Source organism: Phycisphaerae bacterium (genome assembly GCA_019636475.1).
Classification (GTDB): domain Bacteria; phylum Planctomycetota; class Phycisphaerae; order UBA1845; family UTPLA1; genus JADJRI01.
Genome location: JAHBXN010000003.1, coordinates 389,286 through 414,588, shown reverse-complemented (window position 1 = coordinate 414,588; position 25,303 = coordinate 389,286). Strand labels below are relative to the sequence as shown.

19 protein-coding genes and 1 tRNA gene are annotated in these 25,303 nt (G+C 59.1%); 11 read left to right on the top strand and 9 right to left on the bottom strand.

Annotation, left to right across the window (positions count from 1 at the left end; translation table 11 throughout):
• Positions 1–124 precede the first annotated feature (124 nt).
• From KF841_07235 to KF841_07225, 3 genes are all read left to right on the top strand, one after another.
• The gene (locus KF841_07235; GenBank protein ID MBX3395147.1) at positions 125–1,804 is read left to right on the top strand and encodes a peptidylprolyl isomerase; all 1,680 of its coding nucleotides are present in this window, start codon (positions 125–127) and stop codon (positions 1,802–1,804) included.
• A 252-nt stretch (positions 1,805–2,056) separates the two neighbouring features.
• A complete protein-coding gene (locus KF841_07230; protein MBX3395146.1) occupies positions 2,057–2,692 on the top strand; it encodes a sigma-70 family RNA polymerase sigma factor in 636 nt (211 codons plus the stop codon).
• A gap of 62 nt (positions 2,693–2,754) precedes the next feature.
• The gene (locus KF841_07225; GenBank protein MBX3395145.1) at positions 2,755–5,640 is read left to right on the top strand and encodes an SUMF1/EgtB/PvdO family nonheme iron enzyme; all 2,886 of its coding nucleotides are present in this window, start codon (positions 2,755–2,757) and stop codon (positions 5,638–5,640) included.
• Positions 5,641–5,715: 75 nt separating this feature from the next.
• On the opposite strand, the gene KF841_07220 is transcribed toward KF841_07225, so the two are convergent.
• Together KF841_07220 and KF841_07215 are read right to left on the bottom strand one after the other, a co-directional pair.
• A complete protein-coding gene (locus KF841_07220; GenBank protein ID MBX3395144.1) occupies positions 5,716–7,038 on the bottom strand; it encodes a DUF1573 domain-containing protein in 1,323 nt (440 codons plus the stop codon).
• A 16-nt stretch (positions 7,039–7,054) separates the two neighbouring features.
• Positions 7,055–7,585, bottom strand: a complete 531-nt coding sequence (locus tag KF841_07215; GenBank protein MBX3395143.1) for a hypothetical protein — start codon at positions 7,583–7,585, stop codon at positions 7,055–7,057.
• Positions 7,586–8,194: 609 nt separating this feature from the next.
• Between KF841_07215 and KF841_07210 the strand changes: the two genes are divergently transcribed.
• The 4 genes from KF841_07210 (at position 8,195) to KF841_07195 (ending at position 13,325) form a co-directional block, all read left to right on the top strand.
• Complete coding sequence (locus KF841_07210; protein ID MBX3395142.1) at positions 8,195–8,674, top strand: N-acetylmuramoyl-L-alanine amidase; 480 nt, start codon at positions 8,195–8,197, stop codon at positions 8,672–8,674.
• Between the two features lie 239 nt (positions 8,675–8,913).
• A complete protein-coding gene (locus tag KF841_07205) occupies positions 8,914–10,449 on the top strand; it encodes an oligosaccharide flippase family protein (protein ID MBX3395141.1) in 1,536 nt (511 codons plus the stop codon).
• A gap of 1 nt (position 10,450) precedes the next feature.
• Entirely contained in the window at positions 10,451–11,893 is a 1,443-nt protein-coding gene (locus KF841_07200) for a glycosyltransferase (protein MBX3395140.1), read from the top strand.
• 73 nt (positions 11,894–11,966) lie between these two features.
• Positions 11,967–13,325, top strand: a complete 1,359-nt coding sequence (locus tag KF841_07195) for an aminotransferase class V-fold PLP-dependent enzyme (GenBank protein ID MBX3395139.1) — start codon at positions 11,967–11,969, stop codon at positions 13,323–13,325.
• Positions 13,326–13,380: 55 nt separating this feature from the next.
• On the opposite strand, the gene KF841_07190 is transcribed toward KF841_07195, so the two are convergent.
• From KF841_07190 to KF841_07175, 4 genes are all read right to left on the bottom strand, one after another.
• Positions 13,381–15,360, bottom strand: a complete 1,980-nt coding sequence (locus KF841_07190) for a thrombospondin type 3 repeat-containing protein (protein MBX3395138.1) — start codon at positions 15,358–15,360, stop codon at positions 13,381–13,383.
• A gap of 326 nt (positions 15,361–15,686) precedes the next feature.
• Positions 15,687–15,830, bottom strand: a complete 144-nt coding sequence (locus KF841_07185) for a hypothetical protein (protein MBX3395137.1) — start codon at positions 15,828–15,830, stop codon at positions 15,687–15,689.
• A gap of 326 nt (positions 15,831–16,156) precedes the next feature.
• Entirely contained in the window at positions 16,157–16,519 is a 363-nt protein-coding gene (locus KF841_07180; GenBank protein MBX3395136.1) for an STAS domain-containing protein, read from the bottom strand.
• A gap of 61 nt (positions 16,520–16,580) precedes the next feature.
• Positions 16,581–16,654, bottom strand: a tRNA-Arg gene (locus KF841_07175).
• A gap of 189 nt (positions 16,655–16,843) precedes the next feature.
• On the opposite strand from KF841_07175, the gene rocD reads away from it, so the two are divergent.
• The 3 genes from rocD to argF all read left to right on the top strand — a co-directional run bounded on the left by rocD (position 16,844) and on the right by argF (position 20,876).
• Positions 16,844–18,082 (top strand): ornithine--oxo-acid transaminase, encoded by a 1,239-nt coding sequence (rocD, locus tag KF841_07170; GenBank protein ID MBX3395135.1) that lies wholly within the window; start codon positions 16,844–16,846, stop codon positions 18,080–18,082.
• Positions 18,083–18,443: 361 nt separating this feature from the next.
• A complete protein-coding gene (locus KF841_07165) occupies positions 18,444–19,775 on the top strand; it encodes a GTPase (GenBank protein MBX3395134.1) in 1,332 nt (443 codons plus the stop codon).
• A 165-nt stretch (positions 19,776–19,940) separates the two neighbouring features.
• Positions 19,941–20,876 carry an ornithine carbamoyltransferase gene (gene argF, locus KF841_07160; protein ID MBX3395133.1) on the top strand — a complete coding sequence of 312 codons (936 nt, stop codon included), beginning with the start codon at positions 19,941–19,943 and terminating at the stop codon, positions 20,874–20,876.
• Between the two features lie 56 nt (positions 20,877–20,932).
• On the opposite strand, the gene KF841_07155 is transcribed toward argF, so the two are convergent.
• The 3 genes from KF841_07155 to KF841_07145 all read right to left on the bottom strand — a co-directional run bounded on the left by KF841_07155 (position 20,933) and on the right by KF841_07145 (position 23,860).
• The gene (locus KF841_07155) at positions 20,933–21,274 is read right to left on the bottom strand and encodes a hypothetical protein (protein MBX3395132.1); all 342 of its coding nucleotides are present in this window, start codon (positions 21,272–21,274) and stop codon (positions 20,933–20,935) included.
• Positions 21,275–21,589: 315 nt separating this feature from the next.
• The gene (locus tag KF841_07150) at positions 21,590–22,807 is read right to left on the bottom strand and encodes a hypothetical protein (protein MBX3395131.1); all 1,218 of its coding nucleotides are present in this window, start codon (positions 22,805–22,807) and stop codon (positions 21,590–21,592) included.
• A 108-nt stretch (positions 22,808–22,915) separates the two neighbouring features.
• The gene (locus KF841_07145; GenBank protein MBX3395130.1) at positions 22,916–23,860 is read right to left on the bottom strand and encodes a histone deacetylase; all 945 of its coding nucleotides are present in this window, start codon (positions 23,858–23,860) and stop codon (positions 22,916–22,918) included.
• A gap of 285 nt (positions 23,861–24,145) precedes the next feature.
• Between KF841_07145 and KF841_07140 the strand changes: the two genes are divergently transcribed.
• Entirely contained in the window at positions 24,146–25,255 is a 1,110-nt protein-coding gene (locus KF841_07140) for a PilT/PilU family type 4a pilus ATPase (GenBank protein MBX3395129.1), read from the top strand.
• The last annotated feature ends 48 nt before the right edge of the window (positions 25,256–25,303 follow it).

The following is a 25,303-nucleotide window of genomic DNA, read 5'->3' as shown; positions in this document are numbered from 1 at the left end:
AAGCGCGATGACGTCGGCGTATGATCGGAAGGGCTGCGGCTCGACACGCTGGGCGGTGGGGGCCGTCAAGTTGCGGCGACCAGCCATTTTGCAATGCACGGGGCGGTGGAGGGGTACCTTCGTCATGAAGCGTTTTCATTGGCTTTTCTTGCTGACTTGCGCGACGGGTTCGCTTGGAATGACGGGCGGAACCTGCGACTCCAGTGCGAACCTGCGGTTGATCGATGCGCTGCGCGGGCCGCCGGCCATCATTGCATCCTCGCCGCGCGAAGATGCCGCGGAACGCACGTTTGAAGTCGATTTGCGCTCCTATCCGGATGCCTTCGAGATCAGTTGGGAGTTCGGCGACGGCTCCGCCAAGCGCGGGCTTGACCGTGAGCGCGGGAAGCGAATTTCGCACGTCTATTCGGCCAGCGGCACCTTCACGGTCACGGTACGGCTGTACTCTCTGGCAGACGTCATCGGTCAACGTCCGGCCGAGTTGATCGCAACGGGCGCATTGCCCGTAACGGTTTTAAGCCCGAATCAGTTGCCGGTTCCGACATTTTCGGTCCAGGAGGTCACACCGGCAGAGCCCGCTCTCGGCATCACGCGCAGATTCGACGCCTCGCGGAGCCGCGATCCTGACGGCTCGATAGTTGAATATCGCTGGGATTTTGGCGATGGTGGTCAGGCGATTGGTTCAGATGTCGAGTATGCGTTTGAACGCGCCGGACTGTACACGGTGCGGCTGACAGTCAAGGACGATCGCGGCGGCAGGGCATTCACGGAGCGGACGCTTTTCCTTAACGGCGTGCCTGAGGCCCGATTCCGGTTCGAAATCGACGATGTGAACCCGCTTCTCGTGCGGTTCAACGCCTCGCGGAGCACCGACCCCGACGGCGAGATCGTTCGATACGATTGGGATTTTGGCGACGGGGTGAAATCACCCGATGGCGGCCTCCAGGTTTCGCACACGTTTGCCGCACCGGGTGAGTACTTCGTTCGCCTCGATGTCTTCGACGATCAGGGGCAGTCGGATTTCGTGTTCGTGCAGGTCGTGGTCACCTCCGATGAAATCGCATTGACGTCCATTTCAGAGCGATACGGCGAAGTGGGCACGAACTTGAATGGATTGCGATTGATGGGCGCGAATTTTGCCGAGGGAGCCACGGCGCGGCTTCAGCGCGGCGCGACTCGGATCGACGCGACCAACGTCACCCGCGATTCATCCCAGCAGTTGACCGTCGATTTTGATCTCAGCCGAGCCACGCTGGGTGATTATGACGTGATCGTGGAGAATCCGGATACCGGAACGGCTTCTCTTAGTGGTGAATTCCGGGTTGTCACGGCAAATCTTGTCCGCTTGACCACGTCGCTGGGTGACATTGTCTTCGAATTGGTGGATGATGCGCCTGTTACCACCAGCAATTTTCTCCAGTATGTCACTGACGGCTTTTATGACGGCACGATTTTCCATCGTGTTGTGCCTGATTTTGTCGTGCAGGGTGGTGGATTTCTTCCGGGTCTGGTACGACCCGAAGGCCGACGGCCACCGATCGTCAATGAATTCAGCCCGACGCGCAGCAACCTGCGAGCCACGGTCGCCATGGCCAAAGTTGGCGGCGATCCCAATTCGGCCACATCCGAGTTCTTCGTCAATCTGAAAGACAATTCCCAGAACCTCGACAACCAGAACGGCGGATTCACCGTCTTTGCCCGGGTTATCGAAGGCATGGATGTCGTTGATGACATCGCGGCCGTCCCGCTGAACGGAGAACAGCCGGTTCAGGATGTCCTGCTTATCCGGGCCGAGCGAGAGTGAATCCTGCCGATTTCGCCGCTGTTCCCGGGGCGCGAACCGGCAGACGGCGAATTCACTCGTGCCCGCCGGAGATGACCTTTATCCAGGCCACGGCGGAATTCGCGTTCACACGTTTGGTTCGATGATACAATGTGAACGAGGCGCGGAGCTTCCGGGCGCTGCGCGGAGCGGCTTGCAGGGGATGTCTGCGAGCCGCGGCGCATCGAGCGGACGGATTCCAGCGTTGATCGATTCACAAGGCGGTCGTCAAGCATGTCCACGTCGCCCGGCGGCGAGTTTGAGTCCTCCGACGAACAACTATTGCTCCGCGCTCGGGCTGACGATCGCGACGCCATCGCGCAATTGCTGCGGCGCCACGGTCCGGCCATTCGGGAGCATCTGGAGATCAACCCGAAGTGGCAGTCGGTCCTCGAACCGAACGATGTGATGCAGGTCACCTACATGGAGGCTTTTCTGCAGATTTCTCATTTCAAAGGGGATTCCCGATCTTTTCGAAGCTGGCTGCGGCGAATCGCTGAAAACAACCTGCGCGATGCGATTCAATCGCTGGAGCGGGACAAACGGCCACAGCCCGGCGACCGGGTGTCCACATCCGACACCGATGGCGACCTTGCGTGGCTTAATGATCTGCTGACCGGCGGCATGGCGTCGCCGTCATGGCACGCGATGGGCAAAGAGCTTCGCGACATACTTGAAGCCGAAATCAACGCATTGCCGGCGGATTGGTCCAACATCATTCGTTGGATTTTTCTGGAGGGTCTGGGCGTGTCCGAAGTCGCGACCCGAATGAACAAGTCGCCGGGCGCAGTCCACTTGATGCGAATTCGGGCAGTCAGTCGATTGCGGGAACGTCTCGGTTCGGATTCGCGAATCATGTACTATCGATGACGTCCGCCGCCGGATCGCCCCTTCCTGCGGTGAAAGGAAACAAATAATCCCGCACGTGTTTAATGATGGCTCCGCACGTTCCCTCAAACAATCCAGACGACCTTCTCATTGATGCGGCGCGTCTGCAGGTTGAGGCGGCCGATGCGCGCACAGTCAAGACCCCCGAGCGCATCGGCGAATACCGAATTCTTCGTGAGCTGGGGCGCGGCGGCATGGGTTTCGTTTACGAGGCGGAGCAGCCGCTCACCCAGCGCATCGTTGCGCTCAAGGTTTTGCGGTCGGGTCTGATCAGCTCCGACATGGTGCGCCGATTCGAGAAGGAGGCGCTCGTTCTCGGGCGTCTTCATCACATCGCCATCGCTCATATCTATGAAGCGGGCATCGCCGAGATCAATTCCGGCATGCAGCCTTTCTTCGCGATGGAACTGGTCGACGGCCTACCGCTGACCGATTTCTGCGTTGAGAACGTCCTGACGCCTGATGCACGGCTGGAACTGCTTGCAAAAGTCTGCGACGGCGTCGAGCACGCCCATCTCAACAACGTGATTCATCGCGATCTGAAGCCGAGCAACATCCTCGTCGATTCGACCGGACAGCCGAAAGTGCTGGACTTTGGCGTTGCCCGGGTCACGGATTCGGACCTTGCCGCGGTGACGATGCGAACGGATGCCCGAAAGTGGGTCGGCACGCCGGCCTACATGAGCCCGGAGCAGGTGCGCGGCAATATCGAATCGCTCGACGCCCGATCGGACGTGTACGCCCTGGGGGTGCTGGGCTATCGCATGCTGACCGGGCGCGATCCGATCGATTTGTCGCGACGCTCCATTCCGGATGCCTTTCGAGCGATTGTTGAAGAGGAACCAACGCGGCTGAGTCTGGTCAATCGCCAGTTTCGCGGCGATATCGAAACGATCATACATAAAGCGCTTGAGAAGGATCGAGCACGGCGATACCAGTCCTGCGCCGAATTTGCCGCGGACATTCGGCGTTTTCTGAACAACGAACCGATTCGGGCGCGTGCGCCCGGAGCGCTCTACCGGATTGCGAAGTTCACGCGGCGAAATCGAGCGCTGGTGGCGTCAGTGGTGACAGTCTTCACGATCCTGCTTGTCGCATTGATCGCCGCGGTATGGGGTTTTCGACAATACTATCAACGCGTGGAGGAAATTCGCATGCTGGCCGGCGCGGGCCAGCTCGAGTCATTGGCGTCCGAGGCGGGAAACCTCGGCCCGCCGATTCCGGAGAATGCCTCGAAGATGTCGGGATGGCTGGCACGAGCCGCGCCGCTTGCGCCCGCGAACTGGTTCTATATTTCCGTCAATAGCCAGCGGCCGACGGATTCATCCGCCGCCCGCCGTGGCGAGCGCGATTCCAGGTCCGGCGGGTCCGGTTCCCTGTCGGCGGACGGAACAAATGAGACGCTCCTGGAGAAGTGCCGCATCGCACTTCGACGACTTCATGACCGCACCGAGTCCGTCAACCTGAAACGGGACTACGACCGCATTGTTCTTCGGCATGTCCGCGAGTTGCGAGAACTTCGAAGTGAGCTATTCGCGGCGCAGGAACAACTGAGAGCGATTCAATTGGTGGATCGGGCCGGGGGGCGGGCCGCGTCCGATTCGGACAGCAATGACGCCCTCAGTGCGCTTCGCGATCGCGTCGCGGATCTCGAACGACAAGAGGCGCGGTTGTCGAAGCTGGTTTCGACCGGCCATGTCTGCGTTTTCCGAGACATGGCGGACCAGTTGCAGCATGACGCGCTGATCCTGCTGGAGAGCGGCCTCGAGGAATTCTTCAATCCCACAATCGGCGTGGCGACGCTGGTCAGGAAACGCTACGAATTCGCCGCGTGTGCCGAAGAATTGACACTTGGCGCACATTGGGACGACTGGCAGGAGGCGATTCGATCCATCACGAATCCGACGGAATGTCCGCAGTATGCCAGGATTACCGAGGCGTTCGACGGAGCCGATCGATCATGGTTCGATACTCAGATCGGGCTGGTTCCGATCGGCCGCGACCCGCGCAGCGGGCTTTGGGAGTTTTGCCACCTTTACTCCGGCGAGATTCCGATTCGCAATCCGGACGGCTGTCTGCAGATCACTCCGGATTCGGGGATTGTTCTCGTGTTGATCCCCGGGGGCGAGTTCGAAATGGGAGCGAGTCGATCGGGAGCCGAGGTAAACGAACCTGGCGCATCGCACTTCGGTGGTTCGGTATCTGGGGACCCGATGGCTGAAGCGAATGAGTCACCCGTGCAGACCGTTCGATTACTGCCATATTTCATTTCGAAGTACGAGGTGACGGTGGATCAGTGGGTCAGACTGACGAGCGTGCACCGCTCGTTACTGTTGGCGGCTGACTCGCGTTCGATGGTCTCGGATGCGGACTCCGTTGGCGGGTCGCCCCGGCCGGCGGAACAGATTTCGTGGAATGAATGCGAGTCCGTGCTGTGGGACGCCGGTCTGATGCTGCCGACCGAAGCGCAATGGGAATTCGCCGCTCGTGCCGGGACGCGGTCGCCGTGGTGGACCGGTGATGAAAGCGCGGTCGTGCCGGCAATCGGAAACATCTCTCGCAGCACGACGAGCGGCGTGGTGAGCCTCGGTCGGGTGTCTCGCATCGGGCAATATCCTCCGAACGGCTATGGGCTGCACGATGTGCTTGGCAACGTCGCGGAATGGACTTTCGACGCGTTCGGCAGTTATGAGTCAAGGTTTGAGGACTATGACGGGCGGCGGCAATCCGGCATGGGATGGGGCGGGAATCGCGCGATTCGCGGCGGTGGATTTCGCGATACGGCCCGAACGGCGAGGGTTTCAGCCCGGCAGGGAGCCGTTCCCGAGTTTCGCAGGGATGACCTCGGCGTGCGCCCTGCAATGCCCGTCCACTTCTCGGAATTCGCGCGTGATACGATCTGGAGATCGCTGCAGGCTGCTCGCCGATGACGAACCGCGACTTGAGCCGTGCGGCATGACATGCCGGCGCCGGACCGCGTGAATTGATCCACCCTTGAGAGCGAGTTACTGGAGCATCGTTCCCGGCGTGAACTGGAGCGGCTTGTCCGCGGGTCGATCGGTCGCGGGCGCTCTCAGATCGGGCAGGACATAGGTATCAATTACCGGGCGCTCTTCATCCGTCGTTTCGATTCGGATGATCTCGCCATAGGTGGGCGGCAGATAGCTCGGATCGTTTGGAATCAACACTTCGACTTCGAGCTCATTGGGTTTCGTCGGATCAGGCGCCAACAACGTCACACGGATGCGCGGGTCGGTCGTTGCGACGCTCGTGACCTTGAGGGGTGTGTTTCCGTTGTTGCGAATCGTGATCTTCCGTTGTCTGTTGCTGGCCTGCTGGTTGAAGACGATCTTGGTCGGAGAGATCTCCAATCTCGGCGGACAAAAGGCATAGACGTTAACGGTATAGACGGGATAGTCGGCGATTCCGGTTTTGAACTGCAACGAGGTCGTGTTGTATCCGAAATGGAAGGGCGGCTTGCCGACGACCGTTAGATCGTAGACCTCCCCCTCCTCCACCGGATTCAGGACGGCGTCGAACATGGGTTGAACGCTCATGGCTGTCGCGCCATCGCCGCTGACCGACGCGGCCCGGATGGGCTGAAGTTCGAGCTGGAGCGGGACGCCGGAGGCGTTGGTCATGCGGATGATGCGCCGGAGATTCTGGTTCGTCGTTACGCGGCCGAAGTCACCACGAGCATTCTCCACCTCGGATGCCTTCTCGACGGGAATCGATCCATCCAGAAGCCGAATATCTTCGGTGACCTTGAGTTCGCAGATCACTCGGGCGAAACCGGTCATCTCGAATCGAAGAACTGGCCGCGCGGGGTCGTTCGTCTGAGTCTCCAGCCATTCGTTCACCGGGCCGGATTTGTTCAGGAGATTGAGCCGGTACTGTACCTGGCCGACTTCGCCGGGGTTGATCACTTCGGAGTAGGCATCGGCCGTGGAACAACTGCAATAGGCGTGGGGCTTGGTCAGGCGGAGGGGCTGTTCTCCGTCATTCCGGATGTTGAAAGGATGAATGATGGTTCGCCCGGTCCACACGATGCCGAAGTCATAGTGCGTTTCCGGCGTGGACGCGCGGGGACCGGACTGTGCCGCAGGCTGCGGGAGATTCGCGGGCTGCGCGGTCGTTGGTTGAGCAGGCTGAGGGTTTGCTGGGGCCGGCTCGGCTGATGTGGGGCTGGTGTTTTTCGGTGCGGGCTGCGCCGTCGGGCTGGATCCGGTGCTGGATTTGGTGGGTGTGCTGTCCGACGATTTGGAATCGCACGCGGAGATGGCAAAACCCCCCGCCAGGAGGACAATAATGACCCGCTTGGAATTCATGAAAAAACCTCGTTTGTCACTTTCCCTTTTGATTTAGACTGTTTGCGCGGCGGAGGCGTTTCCCGCCTCCGTTGGTCTTGCGAGACCCCGCGGACAGGCCACGGCTGCCGCTTTTCGATTCCGGCTTCTTGAGCTCGGAGTTCAGGATTCTGACAGCCAGATCGGCCTCGGACTGGGCTTCGAAGCTGAACAATCCGACATAGTTGGGACCGGCCGCCTGAGCCACGAAGAAATTGATGCTGACTCCGGCGTCGGCCAGTGCGGCGGCGATTCGGCGACCGATTCCCGGCTGGTTTTTTCCGCTGATGACGACACATGGAAAGTCCGCCTTGGAGAACCCCGCGGTTCGAGCCGAGGTCTGAGACTTGCCGCCGGCAATCGGATAGACCTCGACAGAGGCGAGCGTCTTCTCCGCATTCGTGTAGCCCATGACCAGATCGAGATTCACGCCGCTTTCCGCGAGCGGTCCGAGGGTCGATGCCATCGCGCCCGGCGTGTTTGGCGTTTCGATCTTCCAGATCGTGGCCTTTTTGATTGCAAATGACATTCTCAATTGCCTCCTTCCGCCGAATCCATTCAACGTCAGTTTATTCGATTCGACCCATCGATGCGAGCGCACGAATTGTGGCGAGCAGCGCCGCATTGATTCTCGTTACGGCGCGCGAGTGAAATGGGCGATTTTTCACTTGGAGTCAGCGGATTCGCTGATATAATCGCCGCGAGCCATGGATGGCACTGAACACCAAAATCTGACGGATCGACCTCACTCCCCCCGCGCACGCCGCACGGCGATCGCGCTTGACTGCATACGCAGCAGTCGAATTAACACTTTCCGCCGCAAGGCCGGGTCTCACCGTGATTGTGCATCGGGTTTCATGGCTCGGCCATCCGGCGGCCCAGGTTGTGCATTGAGTGGGTGCCGCGCTGACTGCTACGGATGGGTCCGCGGAGCGAGTTTCAGTCGTAGTCTCTTGGATGAATGCGGGGATTTGTCTCGAAGGGCGAAGGAAATTCAACGACTCCCGGCGAATTCCCGTCGCTGCACTTTTTTCCGAAAATTGCGATCAGAAACGGCGTGTTTCGCCGATACGTTTTTAGTGTGAGTTAGCTTCAATGCGAGAGCACCCGAGAGGGGCTCTTTTCCGGGCGGGTCAACATGTCGGCTCATGCCGTTCGACACAAATATCGTCACTACCGGACTTTGGCTGTACTCGTCTTTGCAATGACCGGCGGGACCATGCTTCTGTTCTGGCTCGGGCAGTTTGCTCCGGTCACGCCGCTCCGAAGCACGGCCGCATCGGGACGCCAATGGAGTCAGATCGCAGTTCGCGCCGAGAGTCGTGCGGCAGCCCGAGGCTTTTTTCATTATCGGATCGATGAAGCGGGCCAGCTTTATCAGAGCTATGCCTGGAAGGCCGGGCAATACGAACAGTCGTCCCCGAAAACGGTTCATATTCTTCTGACCTGTCCGGACGCACAGGCCAGAGTCACGGAGTTGCAGGCTCGCACGCTGGGCCAGCTCATTTCGCGCCTCCGTACCGATCATGCCATCGCCGCCGACCGGGTATTCGTCGATGCCGCAAAGGGAATTGTCGATCGCGGCGAAGTCGAGACCTCGCGGCTGCGGCGCACTTGAGCTCGGCGCCTTTCCCATCTATTGAAATTCTGCCAAATTGAGGCCGCGGGCCGCGTATCGCGCTCGGCTGGGTGCTGATTTTGAATTGGGCATTCGTCCGCTAATTGTCGAGCGGGGGGATCGCCAGCCCGTCCTGTTTCATCCGATGAACTCACAATGCACCGCCGGGAGTAAAGCTGTAATATCGGTGCTCGTTTACTGATCCCGCCTCCCGCGCGTCGGAGCATTGCGATCACACCATGCGAATCCGCACCCGTAGTTTCATTATCATGTTCAGCCAGGGCCTTTCGCAGGCTTCTACGATCGCGCTGAGCATCTGCCTCGTGCGGATGATCGACCAGACTCTGTTTGGAACGTACCGGCAGATGATGCTGGTGCTCTCTTCGGCCACGGCTCTGCTCGCCATTCAGTTTGAGGCCAGTCTTTATTACTACGTCCCGAAACTAGGGTCCGACCGGCACCGGTTGCTTCTCTTGCAGTCGGTCGGCTTGAGCTTCGTGGTGTCGGCAGTCAGTTCCGCGGTCATGTTTTTCGGGGCGGATCTGATCGCCGAATCCTTTCAGAATCCTGCAATCTCAGCGCCGGTGAAAATCCTGTCGTTGTTCCCTTTATCCGAACGGCTACTCGCACTCGTACCGGCGTACCTGTTGAGCACCGACCGAGCACTTCGATCTTCGGTAATCAGTCTCGCCTCGACGGTCGGACGGGTTCTGGCGGTGCTGATCGCCTTTGGGCTCGGGGCGTCGCTTGAAAACGTGGCGTGGTCCATGGTCGGCGTAGGGGCGGTCACGACGCTCATCGCCGTCGCCGATATGTTCCGCTTCACTCTTCCGGCGCCGCTGAAGCCGGACTGGGTTCTGATCCGCGGCCAACTGGGGTACTGTCTGCCGTTGTTCATGACCGGCCTCGTTGGCGTATTGAATCGCGAGTTCGACAAGTTTCTTATCTCGCTCTACTACCGTGATGAAGTGATCTACGGCATTTACTCAGTTGGCGCGATGGAGCTGCCGATCATTGGAATCGTCACGAGCAGCGTGACGGCCGCGATCATGCCGAATCTCGTCTCGCTCATGCACGAGCAGAAGTTGCGAGAGGCCGTCTTCATCTGGCAGGAAGCCGCTCGAAAATGCAGCATGGTGATCATTCCGACATTCGCGTTCTTTGCGACAATCCCGGGCGACTTCATCGTCCTGCTGTATGGCCCGAAATACGCCATGGCGGCATGGCCGTTTGTGATATTTCTTATGCTCCTGCCGATCCGCGTCGCGCTCTATGCGACGCTGATGCGCGCGGCGGGTGATACGAAGCCGATAGCCTTCTATTCGGTCTATTGTCTAATGCTGAATGCCGCCGTTGCAACGCTGTTGATCTACGCAGGTCAGCGGTCGCTGCTGTCGTTCCTTGCACCGAGCATTGGTACGGTTGTGGCGACGCTCGCGATGGCGGCGTTGTTGCTCCGGCGCGTCTGTCGCATCACGAATATGCGGCCGCGAGATATCATGCGATGGGATGAACTCCTTCGTATTCTGTCGTTGTCTCTGATCGCGGCCTGTGTCAGCCTCTTTATTCCGACGCCGGAACTGGAGGGCGCGAAGACATCGTTTGTTCTGGCGGCTAAGCTGGCGATCCGAGGCGTTGCCTTCGGAGTCCTGCTGGTGGCGCTGATGTGGTACGCTCGGTTCCTGACCGATGATGAACGCCGACTGGCGTTAAGCCCGATCCGCTTGATCGTGGGGCGTTTCAAGCGGCGTCCGCCGGAAGACCGGGAGGGTTGATTTGTCGAATTCGCCGTCGCCACTGGAAATGAGTTCCGCCGTTGCGGACAGAAGCCTTCACGAGCCGGAGCGAACGATTCGGCCGGGTTCGCCGCGCGGTCGAATTTTCATGGTCACGGCGATTTTCCCCCCGCATTCGATGGTGGGTGTCGTTCGATCGACGAAGTTCGTGAAGTATCTGGACCGGCTGGGCTGGTCTGCCGACGTGCTGGCCTACCCGCCGCGCGAGCCGCAGGAATCAGTTGATCAATCGCTCATTTCGGAATTGCCGGCGACGCTGCGGATTCACTACGCGCGATGTCTTGCCCCGGCGAGCGGTATTCGATCGGTATTGAAGCTTGTGCGTCGACTGGCCGGGCTGTTTCGCCGTCGAAGACCGCTGGTCGAGTCGAACACTTCGCCCAGCGGCGTCGGTCTCGCGAGCGCGGCGAGAGAATCGAATCTGTACACCTTTCTGCGAAACATCCCGGATAATATCTGGCCTTGGATACCGATGGCGGTGCTGCGCGGGCGACGCCCGGCTCGTCAGTGCGATGTGCTCTACTCCAGTTCACCGCCGTATTCGACTCATATCGCCGCATACTACCTGCATCTATTGACCGGCCTGCCGTGGATTGCTGATTTCCGCGATCCGTGGTTTGATAACATCGAGCTGAATGTGACAGGACCGCGGCATCGTCGAATGCATGAGCGGTGGGAGCGGCGCGCGATCGCCGCCGCACGATTTGTTGTCCTCACGACCGATGAGGCACGTCAGCGCATGATTGATCGCAATACGGATCTGCCGGCTGACAAGTTCGTGGTCATTCCCAACGGCATCGACGACAGCGAGTTACCTCCGACAGACCATGTCCGCGCTGCGTCCGATCCAGCCGCGCCGGTCGTTCTGGCGTATTTCGGAACGATCTACTCCAGCCGATCGCCGGTTCCGCTCTTTCAGGCGATACGTTCGCTTCTCGATCAGGGCAGGATCGACGAAAACGCGCTGCGGATCCGAATAGTCGGCCACGCGCCGCCTTACGTCGCTGCGGCTGTCGACGAGTACCGGCTGGACCGGATGGTTGAGTTGGCATCGCCGGTACCCCGAAATGAAGTGACGCGGACCATGTGTAACAGTGATGTTCTGCTGCTGATCGGATCCGAGATTTCGGATCAGTATTGCATCGCGACGAAGGTATACGAGTATGTCGCGGCTCGGAGGCCGATTTTCGCATTGACGCCGGATGGCGCCGTCTCGGCATTACTGAGACGGCTTAGACTCGGCCGGATCGTCAGTCCCAATGACCACGCCGGCATCGAGTCCAACCTGCTTGAATTGGTTCGTTCACACCGCGCCGGAACGTTACGGCCGGAGGCGGACGTCGATTTGTCGCCTTTCATGCGATCGTCTCAAGCGAGGGCATTGGCCGATCTGTTGGAACGGGCCAGCAAACCCCGCCGGTGATCCGATCATTGCACTCGCTCGCTCTGCCGCGGTCCCTGTTCGTCGCGTAGGATACCAATTGGAGGTTCGTTTCATGGCTCGCGCCCCAATGCGTCGTGATTTCTTGAAGCAAACGGCCGCAGCGGCCACTGCGTTCGTCGGCATCTCGCTTCGAGACGATTGGCCTGATTGTCTTGCCCGTGCGAATGCCGTCGCCGCAGGGCGTACGCCGCGCGAACTGGCGGGAGACGATTTTCCGGTCGCCGGCCCGGGCGAAGGCGGGCGCGGTGCGGGCGAATCCTACTGGTCCCACATCGAACAGGCGTACGACGTGGACCGCTCGATGATTAATCTGAACAATGGCGGTGTCGCTCCGTCGCCTCGATTTGTCCATGACGCACTCGTACGGCAATTGGCAATCACGAACAACTGTCCTCCGCGACAGCTCTGGACCATGCAGGATCCGCAGATCGAACTGGTCCGAACCCGCCTGGCCCGCGTTTTTGGCTGCGATCCGGGTGAGATGGCCATTACGCGTAACGCCAGCGAGAGCCTCCAGATCTGTCTCAACGGCATTGATATGAAGCCCGGCGACGAGTTTCTCACGACGAATCATGACTATCCGCGCATGATTCAGACCATTCGCCAGCGCGAACTTCGTGATCGCATCCGGCTTGTTCAACTAAAGCTCCCCGTGCCGGTTGATTCGGACGATGCGATCGTCGACCTGTTCGCGAAGCACATCACCTCCCGTACACGTGTGATTCTTGTGTCGCATATCGTCAACGTCACTGGGGAGATTCTGCCCGTTCAGCGCATCTGCGCGCTGGCTCGGGAGCGCGGCATCCTGGCAATTGTGGACGGCGCCCATGCCTTTGCACATTTTGTCTTCAACGGCCGCGATCTTGGCGCGGACTTCTATGCCACCAGCCTGCATAAATGGTTGAGTGCGCCGATCGGGACGGGCTTTCTTTATGTCCGACGCGAACGGATCAAGGACTTGTGGCCGCTGACGGCACCGGCCGATCCAAAGTCGGATGACATTCGGAAGTTTGAAGAAATCGGCACGCATCCGAGCGCCCCGCGTATGGCCATTGCGGAGGCAGTGACATTCTTCGAGGGAATCGGTCCCGCGCGCAAGGAAGCCCGCCTGCGATTCCTTCGCGATTACTGGGTGGATCGGCTCAAGGGCTCAGATCGGATTCGAATTTACACGAATTTGTCGCCCGCTCACTCCTGCGCGATTGCGACTGTCGAGATCGTAGGGATCGATTCGCAGAAGCTCTTCGCCCACCTTTGGGAAAAGCACAAGATTCTGACGACCCCGATCGTCCACGAGGACTTCACCGGAATTCGCGTCACGCCGAATACCTACACGACGCGCGCGGAGCTGGACATCTTCGTCGATGCCATGCGGGATGTGATCAGGAACGGCATTCCGAACGAGGGTTAACTGTCCGTCGCCGCGACCGGGCGGCCTGTCCAGGCGCGTCGAGTTATTCCGGCGTTCATCGGCCTCGTCTTCGTCGAGTCGATCGGGTCGGAATTAGCAACAGTCCCACCGAAAGCATGGCCGCGGCGGATGCGCCGGCGCCGCAGAAGCCTCCGCCGGCAACGCCGCCCGGACCCTGTCCGAGCAATCCGCCGCCGGTGATCGGCTCGGTCGCATTGCATCCATCTTCGCCGGGCGACAGCTTTGTTGAATCGAATGGGCAGCCGTCGTTGCAATCCGGCGTGCCGTCATCGTCGGAGTCGATGTCCGCAACGCCGCACCCGCAGATTCCCTCCTGCGTTTTGTCCGGATCGTTCGGACATTCGTCAAGACAGTTTGTGACGCCGTCATTATCCGAATCAAGAGAATTGTTGATCGTCGGACATGGATCGCAGGCATCGGGAATGCCGTCATTATCTGCGTCGAGGTTGTTCGCGCCTTGCGGGCAGATATCACATGCGTCCGGGATGCCGTCGTTATCAAGATCGGCGAGATCGTCTTCGCCCGGACATTGATCGCAGGCATCCGGGATGCTGTCGCCGTCTGAGTCAATGGCGTCATTGAATCCGGGGCACTTGTCACATGCGTCGGGCACACCGTCGCCGTCCGCGTCGTTGGCATCGGGCCCGAGCGGACACAGGTCCGTGATGTAGATATAACTGTTGAAGTACCATGTTCCATCAATCTTGGAATACAGCCGAACGTACACGTTTCCGCCTTCGATTGGCAATCCGCTGACGCTTGCGTTGGTCATCTGCCCTGTGATGTTGTGATAATTCGTGCCTCCGGCTGAACTGCCAACGGTGAGTCGATATTCCTGAACGAGCGAGCCTGTCGTCCACTCAAAGGTGATATTTCCGCCAGTAATCAATGAGCCGTCTGTCGAGGGATTCGTCATTTGCGCCATGCCGGAAACAGTGGCGGCGCTGCCGTAAAGGAAGGCCATGTTCTCAGCGTCGCCGACGGAGAGATGGGTCTTTTGGCCGATCTGGGCCTGCCATTCTGAATAAGCCGGAAGGCAGGAGATGGTTCGGCAACTGCTGGAGCAGGTGCAGTTGGCGAAGGCGCATTGTCCGTAGTGCATAATGGAGTCGAAGTTGTAGTCGCCATGCAGTTGCGCGCCATTCTGAATGTCAAAATTGCTTTCCATTCCCGATTGGACGTTTCCAAGGTTGACCTGAATATATGAATCACGATCGGCGCGCGATTGTTCGTGCCAGACGCCGAGCGCGTGGGCCAGTTCATGCATCATGATGTACTTGTAGTCCCAGTTGTAGATTGACAGGTCCTGGCGACCGCCGATCATCCCGACATAGGACCAATTGCCTGTGCCGCTGAAGATGTAAATGTAGTTCGATTGATTCGTACGCTGAATGAATCGGATATCCGCGACGGCCTCCCAGGATCGCATGGCTTCCAGCATGGCCGATCGCTCGGTCGATCCGACGGCCGTATCGAAAGTGTAATACACTTCGCCGTTGGTCCAGTGCCGCGTGGTCGTGCTTACGCCGCGCTGCACATTGCCGCCGGGGTCCTCGGCGTTTTCGCTGGCGGCCGACTGCGGCAAGAGGATGCAGCCTTCGATCAGTGTAGCGCCTTGGGGGATTCGATCATTCAAGGGGACGCCGCGTGCTGCCTGACGTTCGCGAGATTTCTCGCGCTGGCGTGAAATGGCTTTGGTCGAGGGCAAAATGGCCGGGACAAGCCCGATTTCCATCGGATTGACTTCACCGACGAGGTGCTCGGTGGGAGCGAGAAGGCCGTCGGCGTCGAGCGTTGCATATCGAAACGCGCCGCGCGAATCAACGACCGTATAGCCATTCGGATCTTCGTACCAGTTGAAGTGCTCGTCTCCCTGATAGGTGAGCGTGATGATCGCTCCGGATGGCTGCACGGTACGGAAAGGCAGGTGATGTTGATTCGGAAACTCCTCGGCGAGAGTCGTCGCCGCGTATGAACTCAGTAGACAGGCGGTGATGAGAATGAGAGATCGCACGGCAGGCCCCCTCGGAACGCTGGGTGCTCGGACACGCCGCAGGGACGTACGAGCGGAGAGTCGCATGTCTGGCTTCATGCGACCGGAAACTAACTATTTGGCCAATGGCGGAACCGCGGGTCGGCGTCCGAGGCGCGCGACCGTTCAAGATGGGTTCGCTGCTGAAAATCTACGATTTGGGTGAGAGAGAGTGCAACCGGTTCGCGGACGCGCGGTTTGCCAGTGCCTCAGCCCTGTCGAGGGGATTTTCGGGAATTATGTGGACCTGCCGATGGAAGGAGCCGGTGGGGCAGACGCGTCATTCAATATCGGTCGGCGAATTCGTTTCAAAGAGTGCCGGTGCCCGAACTGATGAATCCGTCAACTGCGAATGTAAGAAGGGGATTGATTACGAACTCAAAAAACGACCCGACGGCCTGTGACAGGATATTGACAAAGAATGCCAGAATACCGAGCGTGAACTGGGTCATGGTCTCGATCTCACTTTGCATGCCACTCGAAGGCCTGTGTCCACACATGCAGGCCGCGCTCACATTCGATCTTACGCAGCATGCCCCGGAGTTTCGTGCGAGGATCGACTTTGGCACAATCAATCAGCCGGTAATGCGGGGCAGTATCGGACGCTGATTCGCCGGCTGTATAGCGCCGCGAAGTGTTTGTCAGGCGCGCACACCATCGAACGCGCGAGGAGGGGAAGACCCGGAGTTTTCTGACGTGTAATCTCAATCGCTTAGGCGGTTCAGTCGGCCCCCCGGAGGCCGATCGCAGGCCTGCGTTTTGTGACAACGCGATGTCGCTATTGCTTTGGCGGTGAACTAAGCAACTGGGCCACGGTATCGTGAATCTCAAGCACCTTATCGAGCTGGGTGACGCGAATCGTTCCGCGAACGCGATGATCGACACCGATGAGCGCCACGCGCCGGCCTTCCAGGCGAAAGCTCTTGCTAAGGTGAACCAGAGAACCAAGCGCGACACTTGGAGCGAATTTCACGCGACTCATGTCCAGGACAATCGGCACTCTCGGCCGGCTGCCGGCCTGAGTATGGACCGTGTCGACAAGTTCCTCGGTTGACAGGTCGTCAAGAATTCGGCGCGTAACCAGAATCAGCAGGACATCGTCGTGCGGAAGAATCTGCGTGACCGGTGTGTTCTCAGACATGTCAGATTTGCTCGTGCGGCTCCGGTCCCGGGCCTTTCCTGTTCCGCGCCCGGAAAATAAACGTCCCCGACAGGAGTCGAACCTGTAACCTTCGGCTTCGGAGGCCGACACTCTATCCAATTGAGCTACGGGGACCACTGGCGTCGGTCGAATTGTAACGCGCGGCCGGGCGTGGGCAAGCGAGTCGGGGGTTTGCCGCCACGGGCTGCAGTACTGTAATATCCGCGACGTTGAATGCGTCGGCGTGGCTGCCGCCTCGGCAGGCTAGTCGGCGATCGCGATGTTTTGTCAAAAAACACCCTAACCCGAAATGAGATACCTGACATGTCGACGGCAACTACAGACTCAAAGACCTGCGAACACCTCAAGGTTGTCGATGCTTACAGCGCTCACAACTATCACCCGCTTCCCATCATCGTCGAGTCCGGCGAAGGGTGCTGGGTGACGGACGTCGACGGGAACAGGTATCTCGACATGCTCGCGGCGTATTCCGCACTCAACTTCGGCTACTCAAACGACCGACTCATCGCGGCTGCCACGAAGCAGCTGAACAAGGTCACCTTGACGTCGCGGGCGTTCCACAACGACCAACTCGGGCCATTCTGCAAGGAGCTTTGCGAACTGACCGGCTACGAGGCGGTGCTCCCGATGAACAGCGGAGCCGAAGCTGTTGAGACTGCGGTTAAGATGGCCCGCAAGTGGGGTTACAAGAAAAGGGGAATCGAAGCCGATAAGGCGGAGATTATCTGCGCCCGAGGCAACTTTCACGGCCGCACAACGACGATTGTCAGTTTCAGCACGGACGCACAGTATCGGGATGGCTTCGGTCCATTCACGCCGGGATTTCCGCTCGTGCCGTTTGGCGATGCCGTTGCGCTTGAGAAAGCCATCACCAAGCACACTGCTGCGTTCCTTGTCGAGCCGATTCAGGCCGAGAGCGGGATCCTTGTGCCGCCTGATGGCTATATCAGGAAAGTGCGAGAGATCTGCACGAAGCACAACATTCTCTTCATCGCGGACGAAATACAGACCGGTTTGTGCCGCACTGGCGATCGTTTCGCCTGGCAGCATGACGGTGCAGATGCGAGGCCGGATGCGATGTGCCTCGGTAAGGCGCTCGGCGGCGGCATTGTGCCGATTTCGGCGGTTGTATCGTCGCGCGAGATCATGAGTGTGTTTTCACCGGGCGATCATGGCTCCACTTTTGGCGGAAATCCGCTCGCCTGCGCAGTGGCCCGGGTCGCGATCGACATGATTAGGAACGATGGGCTTGAGAAGAGGGCCAAGGAACTGGGCACCTATTTCAAGAGCAAGCTCCAGGCGGTCGGCGCGCCGGCAGTGGCCGAGGTCCGTGGGCGTGGGTTGCTGATCGGCGTCCAGATCAAGTCGAATTTCCCGAAGGCCCGCTGGTTCTGCGAAAAGTTCATGGCCGACGGCATTCTTTGCAAGGATGCGCATGAGGACGTGATTCGATTCGCGCCGCCCCTCATCATTGAGCAGAGCGATATTGATTGGGCAATGGAGCGGATTGGGCCGGTTTTGCTTTCCGCTCAGGCTCAGTGAGAGATCCGCCCTTTCTTACAGCGGTTAATACGAAATGCGTGAATTGCGGCCGCGCGGCGCTGGCTCCCGGCGCAGCGCCGGACTTGTTGCGCAAAAAAAAAGGCCGAAGCGAGAACGCCCCTTGCGAACGTTGGCGCTCCGGCAGGCCGGATCAGAAGAGCTGTGCTCTTCGCCTGACGCCCCCGGCCTTTCTCAGTCGCACGGCCGGGTATTTGGCACGGGCTGTGTCGCTTCGGCTATTTAGAAAATACAACACAAACTCAGGCGAGGCAAATGGAATTCTCGCCCCATTTCGCACGCAACTTGCACGGGAATTTACGCAAATTCGTTGTGTCCGAACACGCCGTTCAAGGAGCGCAACATGGCCGAACGCAAGCCGATTTCCGTTCTGATCCTGGGGGCCGCCGGACGAGATTTTCACAACTTCAACTGCTGCTATCGCGATGACAGCCGATTCCGGGTGGTTGCGTTTACCGCAACGCAGATTCCGAACATTGAGGATCGGCGTTATCCGCCTGGGCTGGCGGGGCCGCTTTATCCCGATGGGATCGCGATTCGACCTGAAGCCGAGTTGGAATCGCTTATCACCCGACACGGTATCGACCTTGCGGTGTTCAGCTATTCGGATGTGCCGCATTCATATGTGATGCACATGGCATCTCGGATCAATGCCGCCGGCGCGAGTTTCGAACTGCTGGGCACGCGGCCTACAATGTTGCCGTCGAAGAAACCGGTCATTGCAGTCTGCGCCGTACGCACCGGCTGCGGAAAAAGCCAGACGACGCGTTGCGTAGCCTCGGCACTGAAGAGTGCCGGAAAGCGCATTGCCGTTGTACGCCATCCAATGCCTTATGGCGACCTGGCAAAGCAGGCGTGCCAGCGCTTCGCCACGCTTGCTGACATGGACAAATACGATTGCACCATTGAGGAACGCGAGGAGTATGAACTCCACATACAAAACGGGAACCTCCTCTTTGCCGGAGTGGATTACCACCGGATTCTTGCGGCTGCGGAGGCTGAGGCGGATGTGATTCTGTGGGACGGCGGCAACAACGACACGCCGTTCTTCAAGTCAGATCTGCTCATTACCGTGACCGATCCGCACCGGCCCGGACACGAAGCCGGCTACTATCCCGGGGAGACCAATTTTCGGATGGCTGATGTCATTGTTATCAACAAGGTTAACACGGCGCGGCCGTCAGACGTGAAGACGGTGGAACTCAACGCTGCCGCCATGAACCCCAAAGCCACCGTGATTCGCGCGGATTCGGCGATCATCTGCCGGGATGGTGAGCGTCTTCGCGGGCGTCGTGTCCTTGTAGTCGAAGACGGACCGACGTTGACTCACGGCGAGATGCGGTACGGCGCAGCTTATGTGGCGGCCCGCGAATTCGGCGCCGCCGCCATCGTTGATCCACGTCCGTCGGCGAGGGGGTCAATCAAGGCAACGTATGAGAAATACCCTCATATGGAAGAGATTCTGCCGGCGATGGGATACGGTGCGGCACAAATCGCCGATCTGGAAGCGACCATAAGCGCGGCCGACTGCGATATCGTGGCAATCGGCACACCGATCGATCTTGGGAAGCTCATTCAGATCAACAAGCCGCATGTGCGCGTTGAGTACGAACTGGCCGGGTCCGGCGTTGACCGGCTGACGGAGATCATTCGCTCGAATCCGCGATTCAGATGAATCGCGTGATCGTTGCTCAAGCAGAAAGTGACCGGCCGTCGATTCTTGAATTCTATCGAGCGTCCCGTAGCATACCCCGCGATGGACATCCCCATGTTCACGACGTCGTGTCGCTGGCGATATTGAGCGTTCAGCTTTGATTGAAACAGGCAGGAGCCACTTTCCATGAGTCAATCCCTCAAGGGCAGGAGCCTGGTCTCGCTCGCCCATCTCTCCCCCGATGAATTGCAACTGATTCTTGATACAGCGGCGAAGGTGAAAAAGCACCCCGAGGAGTATGCCACCCGACTGACCGGGAAGACCTTGGCCATGATCTTCCAGAAGCCATCGCTCAGAACGCGCGTTTCGTTTGAAGCCGGCATGACGCAGATGGGCGGCCATGCAATTTATCTTGGGCCATCCGACATCAGCATCGGAAAGCGGGAGACGACCGAGGATATCGCGATTGTCCTTTCGCGAATGTGCAACATGATCATGGCTCGAACCTTCGGCCATGACATCGTCGAGGATCTTGCGAAACATTCCACCGTGCCTGTGATCAATGGTCTGTCGGACTTTTCGCACCCGTGCCAGATTCTCGCCGACCTTCAGACCATTGCCGAGCGGCGGGGCAAGCTGAAGGGTTTAAAGTTCACGTACCTTGGCGACGGCAACAATGTGGCCCATTCAATCCTATTCGGCGGCGCCTTGGCGGGAATGCATGTCAATATCGTGACGCCGAAGGACTTTGAGCCGAATGCGGATGTCGTCAGGAAAGCCGCGGACATCGCGGCCATGACCGGCGGTAGCGCCCGGACGACCCACAGTGTCGAAGACGGCGCGAAAGGCGCGGACGTGCTCTACACAGACGTCTGGGCCAGCATGGGCCAGGAGGCCGATGCACAGCGACGGCATGCCCATTTCGTGCCCTATCAGTTGAATATGAATGTGCTCAAGATGGCAAATCCGGATTGCGTCGTGCTGCACTGTCTGCCGGCACACTACGGCGACGAGATCACGTACGACATTTCCCGCACAAAGAACGCTGCGATCTTCGATGAAGCAGAGAACCGGCTGCACGCGCAAAAGGCGCTCATGCTTCTGCTTGCCGGCGCGGCCTGATCCGGCCGCCTGATTGGTCGTTCTGGTGATGATTTATCCGCCGATTGGCGGTGATGTCAGCGGACTTGTGAACCTCGGCGAACCGTGCTGAACACACGGATCGGGGCATTCCGTTCTTGAAATGCGTTGCCCTGATAATCACGGGTGTACTGGTAGTAGTAGGTCTCTTCGATGCTTTCGAGCGGTCCCGTGACCGAGGGCCACTGATTGCGGCCAATCTCCGTCGATGCCAGCGGGACAGTCATCGGGTCATCAAACAGCAACGCCGGTGCACCGAGGGTGACAGGTTCCCACCGCTCCTCGCAGCGACAGCCAACCAGCGTCGCAATGAGCAACGCCGCGGCCGTCAAAACGATGGCGAAATAAAGCGACGGGGATGTCACTCCGTGGCGATACATGGCTGCGCCTCTTTTCGCATCCATGCGATCGTGTCGAGCATCCGGCGACTGGTCGCGCCGCCGGCCTCCGTGAAGAAAAAGAACTGACTGGCTGCGAGTAGAAATTGGCATCACCGGTGCCGCGCGGGATGGCGCCTGGTCACCTCATTTCAATGCCCCTGAGTATGATAGGACGCTGCGCGCAAACGCAGACGCGACAGGGGCTGTCAGCCGACGTCGGATAATCGTCCGGCGCGCCGGCGCTCGTTTGTGCGGTTTGGAGCGATTTGGTCGTCTGGACGATCTGTACTGGCCGGTCGAGTCTGCGACGCGATCTCAGTCACGAGCGCCGCGACGAAGCGGCATGGTCATGCAGCGCGGTCCACCGAGGCCGCGGACCAGTTCCGATCCGGGAATGGAAATACACTCGATGCCGGCTTTCTCCATTGCCGCGATGGTGCGTTGATTCCGTCGGTAGGTGCAAGCGACACCGGGTGCGATCGCGAGGATGTTGGTCCCGTCCGTACGTTGTTCCCGCGTGGCGAAGTGCTCATCTCCGCCGCCGGATGGAATCACCTTCAACTCGGTTCCGAATTCGTCGCTGAGAATTGCGCTGAGGGTTCGCGTCTCCTGAACGCTGACAAGCCCGCCGCTTCCGTCCGTCGTCAACTTCTCGATTTGTGAGATGCGCTCCATCACGCCGGGATACCAGACGACGACGCCGCGATTCACAATCGTGAAGACGGTGTCAAGATGCATAAATGAACGTTCGGACGGGATGGGAATCTCATAGACGCGCCGGATCTGACCGCCCGAAAACGCCTTGCGAGCGAAGACTTTCACCGTCTCTGACCGCGTACGCTCGCTTACCCCGATGAGCAGGGATTCTTCATTGATGACGATGACATCTCCGCCCTCGATGGTAAACGGGCGATCCTCGATCGGGCTTGTGGATGCACCGTAGAGTATCTGGTGGTGGGCGAACTCAGGGTGGTTTTCCAGCACCGCACGCACAAGAATCGTCTCGCGGACGCGCTCGGTATAGTGCATTTTGCAACTGATCGCGCAACGACCCACGACGACGGCCGGATCGCGTGAGAAGTAGGAATTTGGAATCGGCGGCAGTATGAAGATGTTTTTCGTCACGTCTTTGAGCGGCGGTCGACCGGTCAACTCGTAGTACTCGCCGTTGGTCAGTCCGGCAAAAAGAATGCGAACGAGCGCTTCGTTCGAAACGCGGCGTTCGTCGAGAAGGTCGGGCACGATCGCCGGCGCCTGGTTGTTGATGCAGACTTGTTCGATCAGCCGCGCCTTGGCCGGACCTTGGATCAGGACGTCGCGCAGCATCTTCTCGAGATAGCATACTTTGATATCTCGATCCTGCATTTCGCCCACGAATTCGTCGTGTTCCTCCTGCATTCCTGTCAGGAAGGGGATGTCCTCAAACAGGTAGCGCTTCATGTTTTCGTGAGTCAGTCGGTCAATTTCCGCCCCGGGGCGATGCACCAGAACGGCTTCGAGCGGATCATATTCGTTGACGATTCTGAACTGCACGTTTCAACCAGCCTTCCGTAAGAGTATGTCGAATAGCGGGTTATGATAGCGGCTGCGTGTGTTTCGGTCCAGATGCCGCTTCGCGCACCGTCGCGCGCCTGGCACAGGTCATTCCATCAGTGCGCTAACGTGTGCTGCAACCGAGGCTTCCAGCGCATCGAGGTCGTAGCCGCCTTCGAGGCAACTGATAATCCGCCCTCCGCAGTGTTGACCGGCCAATTGCCGAAGCCATCGCGTCAACTGTCCGAAGCTCGCCTCCGTCAATTGCAGACTGGCGAGCGGATCTGCGACGTGTGCATCAAAACCGGCCGAGATGAGCAGAAACTCAGGTTGGAATGCATCGAGGGCCGGAAGCACCTTCGTCTCGAAGGCTGAGAGGTATTCCGTCTCGGGCGAGAAAGGGGGAATCGGTACGTTGAGCGTAAAACCCTCGCCGGGCCCGTCGCCGCGCTCGCTGGCTCTGCCGCTACCCGGCCAGAGCGGGTGCTGATGCAGTGACACAAAAAACACACTCGGGTCTTCGTAGAAAAAATGCTGCGTTCCGTTGCCGTGATGAACATCCCAATCCACGATTGCCACGCGACCCACGCCGTGCTGAAGTTGCAGATACCGAGCCAGAATCGAGATCGTTCCGAAAAGGCAGAATCCCATCGCTTCATCCGGCAGGGCGTGGTGACCCGGCGGCCGCACCGCGCAGAACGCGCTCGATGACCGGCCGGAGGCGACTGCATCGCCGGCAGTCAGTGCCGCGTTGATGGCAGCGATGGCAGCCGCATAACTGCGAGGGCTTACAACGGTGTCGCCGTGGTCAAGCAGTGACCGTTCAGCCTGGGTTTCGCACCGCTGGCGAACCCAGTCGTGGTAGTCTCTGACGTGCAGCTTGCAGATCCACTCGACAGCGTCGTGTTCGATGATGGGCTGGGGATCGAGCTTCGGCACGGTGCGCTGAAGGAGGCTCGGCTCAAGGCGTCGAGCGCGGTCGATGCACTCGACGTGTCGCCCCGTGTCATGCTCAAGGCATGTCGTATCCCAGTAATAGAACGTCCTTGCCATTTTGCCGCTCGCGAATCGCCCACCAGTCTAAGAGGATGCCGAGGACATGTCGCGTAGACCTCCCTCGTGTGACGCCTCGTACGTCGAATCGGCCATCCGCACTTACCGGGCCGGTCAGCCTGCGATACTCGGAAGTCTCTTGAATGGTATCGCTGCGATATGCGGCCGATTCGAGAGATTTCGTTGTCGGCTGCCAAGGCGATAGGGTATCATGATATTGCAGAAGAATCATGCTCCCGCACTTCGGGCGTGCGCGAATGTGACGTTGATTTGGAAAGGCGAGCCATGTCAGACAAGATCACTGCGACGGCGCTTTTGACGGCGATGAAGACGCATGGAGCGTCCGACCTGCATCTGAAAGCCGGGCTGCCGCCGGTTTATCGAGTGGGCGGAATCCTGAGAAGCGTGAGTCTGCCCGCGATGTCCGGAGAGGAGATTGCAAAGTGCCTTGAGCCGATCATTCCCGCGGCGCGGCGGGCTTTTTACGAGGAAAACGGCGATCTCGACTTCGCGACGCACCTGTCCGAAGGCGAGCGTTTCCGCGTAAACATCTTTCGCGCCGGTGGCGTCATGAATGCCGCGATCCGCCGAGTCAATCCGACAATCCCCTCGTATGAACAGCTGCACCTCCCGCCGATTTACGAGAAAGTCATCGCCGAGACCGGCGAGGGCATTATCATAATTTCGGGAGTGACCGGCTCCGGGAAGAGCACGACGCTTGCCGCCATGATCGAACAGATCAACACCACGCGGCATGAGAATATTGTCACGATCGAGGATCCCATCGAGTATCTCTTCAGGCCGAAGAAGTCGATCATCTCGCAACGAGAGATAGGTATCGACATTCCGACCTATGGCGAGGGTTTGAAGTACATTGTTCGACAAGACCCTGACGTGATCTTTGTCGGCGAGATGCGCGATAAGTTCACCATGACGGCCGCGCTGCAGGCCGCGGAGACGGGGCACCTGGTTTTCGGCACCCTTCATACGGCCGATGCGATGCAGGCATTCGCCCGCGTTCTGGAGTTTTTTCCGCGGCAGGAGCATGAGTTTGTCCGCAGTTCGTTGTCGAATTCACTGCGAGCCATTTGCGCGCAGCGTTTGCTCCCCGGTGCCGAGGATGGAGCACGCATCCCGGCGACCGAAGTCCTTCTGAACAACGCAACCTGCAAGGATCTGATCCGCAAGGAACAGGATCAGGACCTGCCCGCGCTCATTGACGGTAGCGAGAACGAGGGGATGATGTCATTTACCACGTCGCTGGCGGACATTGTCCGTCGCGAGCTGGTTGGCATGGACACGGCGATGGAATACGCACCAAACCGAGAAGCGCTCTCAAGTCGAATACGCGGCATCAAGACCACGGCGCAATCTCTGATCCATCGCGTAAGGTAGCCTGCCGGCGGCGGCCCGGCCATTGCGGCCGCGTCGCTGCGGAAGGGG

What these genes read in the sequence shown, in the direction of transcription:
- KF841_07180 (MBX3395136.1), bottom strand. Translation starts at nt 16,519, where the DNA reads ATGTCTGAGAACACACCGGTCACGCAGATTCTTCCGCACGACGATGTC.
- KF841_07205 (MBX3395141.1), top strand. Translation starts at nt 8,914, where the DNA reads ATGCGAATCCGCACCCGTAGTTTCATTATCATGTTCAGCCAGGGCCTT.
- KF841_07195 (MBX3395139.1), top strand. Translation starts at nt 11,967, where the DNA reads ATGGCTCGCGCCCCAATGCGTCGTGATTTCTTGAAGCAAACGGCCGCA.
- KF841_07140 (MBX3395129.1), top strand. Translation starts at nt 24,146, where the DNA reads ATGTCAGACAAGATCACTGCGACGGCGCTTTTGACGGCGATGAAGACG.
- KF841_07225 (MBX3395145.1), top strand. Translation starts at nt 2,755, where the DNA reads ATGATGGCTCCGCACGTTCCCTCAAACAATCCAGACGACCTTCTCATT.
- rocD (MBX3395135.1), top strand. Translation starts at nt 16,844, where the DNA reads ATGTCGACGGCAACTACAGACTCAAAGACCTGCGAACACCTCAAGGTT.
- KF841_07220 (MBX3395144.1), bottom strand. Translation starts at nt 7,038, where the DNA reads ATGAATTCCAAGCGGGTCATTATTGTCCTCCTGGCGGGGGGTTTTGCC.
- KF841_07215 (MBX3395143.1), bottom strand. Translation starts at nt 7,585, where the DNA reads ATGTCATTTGCAATCAAAAAGGCCACGATCTGGAAGATCGAAACGCCA.
- KF841_07210 (MBX3395142.1), top strand. Translation starts at nt 8,195, where the DNA reads ATGTCGGCTCATGCCGTTCGACACAAATATCGTCACTACCGGACTTTG.
- KF841_07230 (MBX3395146.1), top strand. Translation starts at nt 2,057, where the DNA reads ATGTCCACGTCGCCCGGCGGCGAGTTTGAGTCCTCCGACGAACAACTA.
- argF (MBX3395133.1), top strand. Translation starts at nt 19,941, where the DNA reads ATGAGTCAATCCCTCAAGGGCAGGAGCCTGGTCTCGCTCGCCCATCTC.
- KF841_07165 (MBX3395134.1), top strand. Translation starts at nt 18,444, where the DNA reads ATGGCCGAACGCAAGCCGATTTCCGTTCTGATCCTGGGGGCCGCCGGA.
- KF841_07235 (MBX3395147.1), top strand. Translation starts at nt 125, where the DNA reads ATGAAGCGTTTTCATTGGCTTTTCTTGCTGACTTGCGCGACGGGTTCG.
- KF841_07145 (MBX3395130.1), bottom strand. Translation starts at nt 23,860, where the DNA reads ATGGCAAGGACGTTCTATTACTGGGATACGACATGCCTTGAGCATGAC.
- KF841_07185 (MBX3395137.1), bottom strand. Translation starts at nt 15,830, where the DNA reads ATGACCCAGTTCACGCTCGGTATTCTGGCATTCTTTGTCAATATCCTG.
- KF841_07155 (MBX3395132.1), bottom strand. Translation starts at nt 21,274, where the DNA reads ATGTATCGCCACGGAGTGACATCCCCGTCGCTTTATTTCGCCATCGTT.